Source organism: Neptuniibacter sp. (assembly GCF_024231755.1).
Taxonomy (GTDB): Bacteria; Pseudomonadota; Gammaproteobacteria; order Pseudomonadales; family Balneatricaceae; genus Neptuniibacter.
Genome location: NZ_JAAEQH010000224.1, coordinates 1 through 6512 on the forward strand (window position 1 = coordinate 1; position 6512 = coordinate 6512).

Sequence of the window (6512 nt, forward strand, 5' to 3'; positions counted from 1 at the left end):
GGGTCTTTGCAACTGGGAGTCATTCTCATCGTCTTGACCAGTCACGCTGCCCGTAGCGACTCCAGGAGCACTCAGGGGCGTCGTCTTCTTCACTGCTCTCAGCGCTCGCCCTCTTGGCACCATGAATGTCCCTCACTCGTCGTCTGACGGCCCATACCCACTAGGAGCAGCGCTTCTGAACTGGCTCATGTCATCTGGGTCAAAGCGGCCCCTCTTTGTCAGCACTCGGTCCTTGATCTTCTGTAGTGGTGGCTATCTAGCGACAGTGACTAAGCAGGTAGAGTAACCACTACAAAATGTGCAGCTAATTTCCAATTAAAAACTGGCACGGCAAAGCAGCTGACCACAGGCTGACAAGAGACGAAATTGCCAAAATAATGCAGATAATTTCTGTCTAATCAGCATGAAACTGACTAGACAAAACGAGAGAATAAAGTGGAAGAAAAGTACACGATCAGAGATCGTGGAGCCAGGGTAAACCCCAACTGATACAGTACAAACAAGGAAATGACACAAACACAGAATTACTTACCTGTACTCAGAAAACTGGGGAAGAGAAGACCTCAAGCGACAGCGGTGGCTCGACCCAGCTCGACAGGGGGTCCGTGCATCAGTAGGAACTGGATAAATATCTGACCCGGATCTGGAACTGAGGAGCGGCGGCCTGGCGAAGTCTTCTACACAGCTGGAGCGCACACAGCAAGACGCGGCGCTCAGAACGCGAGCAAAGAAAGCGACTGACTGAAAAGCGCCAGTCGACCGGCCGTAAGATAAGCATTCTCATGCAGCTGAACGCTTATCAGAATGGCTGAAAGACCAGGGCTGTCTGGAAATGCGGATGCTGACCTTTCTGCTGCGCCAAACAGCTAAAGCGGCCTCGACTATAACAACAAAGCTCCGTATCGAATGCATGCAAAGGCGGCCCTTGCAGCTAGCTATCAGAGAGCTAGCATCAGAGTCTGAGATCCCAAATTAGAACGAATGTTTTGGTGTTCTGCTCGTTCTTCTGCCCGGGTCTGGAATGTCGGAAGGCATCTGCGCCAGATAGAAGACCACAAGCAGACCGCAGGAAATTCTCGAGCAGAACATCAACTAGCTAGATTACTGTAAGCACTGCAAAACCAAATTGGCCGATTTTAGGCAGTTCCTTGCTACATGCAAGCAAACACATATCATGCACATCATGCTACATGCCCAATGGTCACATGCTCTTAGTTTTTACTCATTATTATTTTTTAATCTTATTAGTACATAACAATAACCATGCATATCCATAACAATGGTTCCTATGCTACACTTGGACCAGCTTGCTGCATTTTCCGAAAATATCGACTTTTCATTAGTTTATCCAATTTTTTGTCTTCAACAAACTTAACTTTGGGTCTTTTGGCGAGATTCAGCAGAGCGTACCCATAACTACTGTTAGCCAAGAGTTTGTTCGTAAGATCCTTTAAAACATCCCCAGTGATGGCAGCCTCCCTTCTTCCAACCACGATCTTGTTCAGCCAGCCACCAAAGGCATTTCCACATCTCCACTGGGTCAGGGAATGTACTCGTGTCACCTCCAGACCGTGTTCCAGATACCAAATGAGCAGGTCAGTGTGGATCACTGTCTTCTTGGCTTCCATTACTGACACCAAGTTCAGATTTGGCGTTTTTAATAAACCGTGTTTTTCTGCAAAAGCTTTTTGTCTTGGATCCAAATCTTCTGCTCCAAGCTTTTGTTTTGCAAACAGAGGAGGCCACTCTGCAAAGTAGTCGTACAGTGTTTCAGGAACTCGGATGTCAACTTCAGCGAATCCGAATAGTTTTTTTGCTCGAATTAACTCCACTACTCTTTGTTCAGTCACTTCCCGTTCAACCTCAGGTGGGCCTAGCATGATTGATTCCACAAATCCACGTACTGTGGGGTCTTCCCTGATCATCTGCTTGAACTGATGAGACCACATCACACGCACCTCCTTTACATCCTTGTTCTTGTAGTAGAGTTGTTCATAGTCTTTCGTTTCTTGGTAGTTTTGCCTGTGAGAAATTTTCTTGAGGGGATGAAGGTCGTTTTCAAACTTTTCTTCACCTAAGCAGGTTGGGCAGCTGTGTATTTCGCACTCATGAAAAAGATAGACGGTCCCTTGTGTTTCTCCAGGGTCCATCACGAATCCATCAGCAAAGAGTCTTCTGCCATTCACCACACAGACTCGTTCTCCTCCGAGGCAGAGCATGGTTCGTACGTACTGCTGAAGAACAACCTTTGACAACCACATGAGCCATGCTAAGGCCAACTTATTCTTGCCATTCACAGTTCTGATTCGAAAGTTAGTTTCACGCTTTCTGTGAGCATAGTACCCCAAGCACTGATCAAATTCGCCAATGCAACCAGAGTACAAGCCGTTGGCATCAAATGCATACACAGACTTCATCGTTTTTGCGTCAGGGCCATATCTGTGTTCTTTAATCTTGGAGTAACCCCTGAATTCCAACCGATTGAAGGAATGAGATATACCTCCATGTATTGAATCTGAAATGAGATCGTAGCACTCCCTGTCCAATAAGCAGAAGAAATTAGTGTCTTTGTCGAGTCCAGCTTTTGCAAGGTTTCTCATGAGCAATGGGAAGGCCAATCCGCTGAGTGTTGCTTTACAAAATGGATCGATTTGCTCTTCGTTCATCCAGTGCTTCATCATGTTGATCACAGCATGCATCAGGGGTTCCACGTCTGACTTATTGTAGATTAACAAAAACTGATAGAGATATTCACAGTTGTTTTCTTCCCAAATCCTCCAAAGGATTTCGTAGTGTTCCCTACCAGTTCTAGGTCTTTCGTGCAACTTCAGTTCAGCTAGTGCTTCGTTTTCAGTCAGTCCAACTGTTAGCAGACGCTCAAATTTAATCCATTCTTCTTCTAAAACATTCAAACCACACAGGTCGCTGTAAAATTCATCATATGCAGGCAATTCTTCACGAAACAAATCTTCAGTGTTCGTCAGTGAAGAGTAAGGGAAAAAGAGTTTCTCGCCATGGAGTGTTGAATCTCCCCAGGTGCGCAAAAAATTTCTTAGTGAAGTCTTTCCACCGCAGAACTGAATGACATCGAGAAATCTGAGTTTTTCAGTTGAAATAAGGATGTAGCGATTTCCCAGCTTCACAGCCATTGGAGTGCTATCATGTTTTTTGAGGTAATAACAAAGGCCTTCCCTCACAAGGGCGACTAGGTCATAGCTGCTTCCGTTATAGGTAAGGCACCTCAACTGCTTATAATACCTATCGAGTTGTTTTCTAAGTCTAGCCACTTTATTGACCATCCACTGCTTTTGGTTGACCAAGGCATCTGATGTGATATTTTCCAAAGTCTGATAAAGAGAATGAGCTTTTTCGTGACAGAGCCTTTCTGCCTCTTCAGATGCAGCAACCATAAACTCCACTGAAACTTCAATGAATCTCGAAGTCCCAGCAAAGTTTACCAAATCACAGCACCTAAAGCCAGGTACATTGGAGCAGACTGAGACAGAGACTGGCTTGTGCCTATGAGTGAACATGGTGTTTCTGAGCGATTCTCCTTCTTCCTCATCTTCTGGTGAGTGAAGACGTTGCAAGAGACTTTCTATGTCAAAAACAAGGATAAATGGATTGAACAGCTGTTGTTCTGGATCGATGACCACAATACCTATTTCAGTGAACTGGTCCACGAGCATCTTGTACGGTTTGTAAATTCCACCTTTGAAATTCCGCTTGTAGGCTTTGTAGTCATCTATGCCAGCTTCTGGGTCCACATTTGCTCCCTCAGGGTGTGAGCGTTTCTTATGAGTAGCCAGGTTACACTGATAGTCAAAAATTTCGCCACATTTGAAGCAAACCCGATGATTTGCAAAGGCTTCCAGGTTGACAATAAGAGCATACTGATAAGTCTGCCAAAGAAACACATGTACTTGGGGAAAGCGCAACTGATCTGATGATGGTCCAAAAATCATCACCCGGTTTCCTCCTGAATTGTCACTGACCCAAACTCGTATGGCAAGGGAAAACAGATTGCAGAGTCTTGGTAACACCGCCTGACTTATGACCCCTGTTTCAGCTGTTAGCAAGCTGTGGGAGCAAGCATCAGTTGCAGTTTTGTACAGAGTTTTAGCTCTTTCTATACAGCGGTCTACCCTTTTAAGCTTGAGGAGCCGTTTTTCGTAACAAATAAGCGCTGTAGCTAGACATTTAAAGAAGCTAAATGGCGCACTATCATTAGGCTCAAAAGTAACAAAAGTCCGTTGTTTTTTCAAAAATCTTGGAAGTTTACTGGTGGTTGCCTTTTTTTCTCTCCTTTGCCGATGGATCACTTCTAAATGGAAACTGAGCAATGCAACGAAGGTTAGTTGGCCTTACAAGCACCCAAGGACTAGACATTCTATGCTTAGTTAGATAGTTTTGCAAATCAACATTTCGAAAAAATGCTAGCAACTGATTCAAAGAATCATTGTTTACAGTAATGGCAAATTTTCTGTTTCCGAGTATTGTATTCCAAGAGGCAAAAAAATATCGAAGCTCATTTGTTAGACTGTGCTTTAAAAGATACCCTACTTCCAACGATAACACTATTTGTCTTCCTTGCAATTTAGAGAATACTTGTCTCAAAACAGTTTCAAGCGTTTCTAGGTCTAATTCAGCAATAGGGAAATTAAAGTCGGCAATTCTAGCGGTTTCAAAGTAGTATTCTCCTATAACATCATTTAGTGAGTTCAAATAACCAGTAATTTCTGAATCCTGATTCTCATCATCATTATCCTCAGCTTCACTTTCCAAAGCAGGGTCGCCATTACCTCCTTGTCCTCCAGTAGGGTCCTGCAGGATGTTTGGATTGAGCATAGCATCAGGGTCTTCGAAGATGCTTTCCACAGCGCCATGCGTCATTTGGAATGGTCCCATCTGGTTCCAAGCAACCGATTGAGTCCCCACCAATCGAGCATCTTCTGCCACTTGCTGAGGCTTCTGGAACAAAAAGGCGTTGAAAACAAGATATCTAAGTACCTGTGTACAGCATACCGTATAGCCTCTAATAGGAGCCGCACTAACTGACATTCTGCTGCAGCCCTATTGGAGGTTATACGGTGTCAACGCTTACTAGAGGGCGGTAAGGGTATCTAGTGGAGCGTTTTTCGCCGGGATCGTGTTTCCCACCAACATCCGGACGCTTGCGTTTCACAGCAGCCCGGTGTCTTTGCTGTTTGGAGCGTCTTTCCTCAGCAGAGTCTTCAGTGGCCTCCAGGTCAAAAAAGCCTCTAACATTCCGTGGTGGCAGCTGCAAAATGGATTTGCTTGAAGTTACTACAAACAGCAGCACTGTATTTCGCGCAGCTTTTAGCTTACTCCAGTCTGATCATTATCCTCATCCTCATTATCATCTGGGCTGAGGGAGGAGGAGGATGATGAACAAGAGGAGCTGGAACTGCTGTCAGAACTGCTACTGCTACTGGTCACCACACGAACACGTTTATAGTGTTTTCGCTTCTTGGCTTTCTTCTTCTTCTTTGACGAATGTTTGTGTCCATGTCTTTTTTCACGTTTAGGGTTTAGTTTCGCCTAAATGCAGAATGTTTAGAAACGTTTACAGAGCATAACAATGTCAGTTTCAAATAATTCTATAGCAAGCAAGTGGCCTAGTGGGCAGAGGCACTGTCTGTATGTGTATCTGTGTGTCTGTGTATCTGTGTGTCTGTGTGTCTGTGTGTCTGTGTATCTGTGTGTCTGTGTATCTGTGTGTCTGTGTGTCTGTGTGTCTGTGTGTCTGTGTGTCTGTGTGTCTGTGTGTCTGTGTGTCTGTGTGTCTGTGTGTCTGTGTGTCTGTGTGTGTGTGTGTGTGCGTGCATGTGCATGTGTGTGTGTGTGAGAGTTTATACCGTAATTTGTTGAATAGCTAGACTATGCTAAGATCATAATTATTTGATCCATTTTATGCCAAAAGAATAAATGTTAGCAGAGCTCACCAACTTTTTGATCTAGGCTGCAGTTTCTTGAGATTTTTTCATCTTCACTGAGCAAGAGTGCAGAACATGACTTTGCAGCTAGCAAACAAGTGAACACCACATCTGAACTGTTATGAGAGTTCCTTGCTAAAATAACTCAGCAGGTATTGAAACCAACACAGCTTACCAAAAGTCGCAGCTAGCTAGGTGGTAGCTTCTGGAGACATAGGGTATCTATCTGGTGTTTATTGAGCCACAGGACAGTGGGCGTAAAGTCTGCAGCAGGGAAGCCAAAATACACTGTTTCTTTGCAAATGATATACATACCTTTATTGAAAACTTGATTTTTTAGCAAAAAACACACACACACATGCACATGCACATGCACACACACACACATGCACATGCACATGCACATGCCCTTGCACACACATGCACATGCACATGCACACGCACACATGCACATGTGCACGTGCATGCACACGCGCATGCGCACGCGCATGCGCACGCAGACACACAGACACACAGACACACAGACACACAGACGCGCAGACACACAGGCACACA

The 6512-nt window shown here is 44.7% G+C and carries 2 protein-coding genes; both read right to left on the reverse strand.

Features of this window, described 5'->3' with window-relative positions; all coding sequences use genetic code 11:
- Positions 1-1286: 1286 nt before the first annotated feature.
- Positions 1287-3767, reverse strand: coding sequence for a hypothetical protein (locus GY843_RS11790; protein ID WP_297309815.1), 2481 nt, complete (start codon positions 3765-3767; stop codon positions 1287-1289).
- A gap of 511 nt (positions 3768-4278) precedes the next feature.
- Positions 4279-4959 carry a hypothetical protein gene (locus tag GY843_RS11795; protein WP_297309820.1) on the reverse strand — a complete coding sequence of 227 codons (681 nt, stop codon included), beginning with the start codon at positions 4957-4959 and terminating at the stop codon, positions 4279-4281.
- Positions 4960-6512 lie beyond the last annotated feature (1553 nt).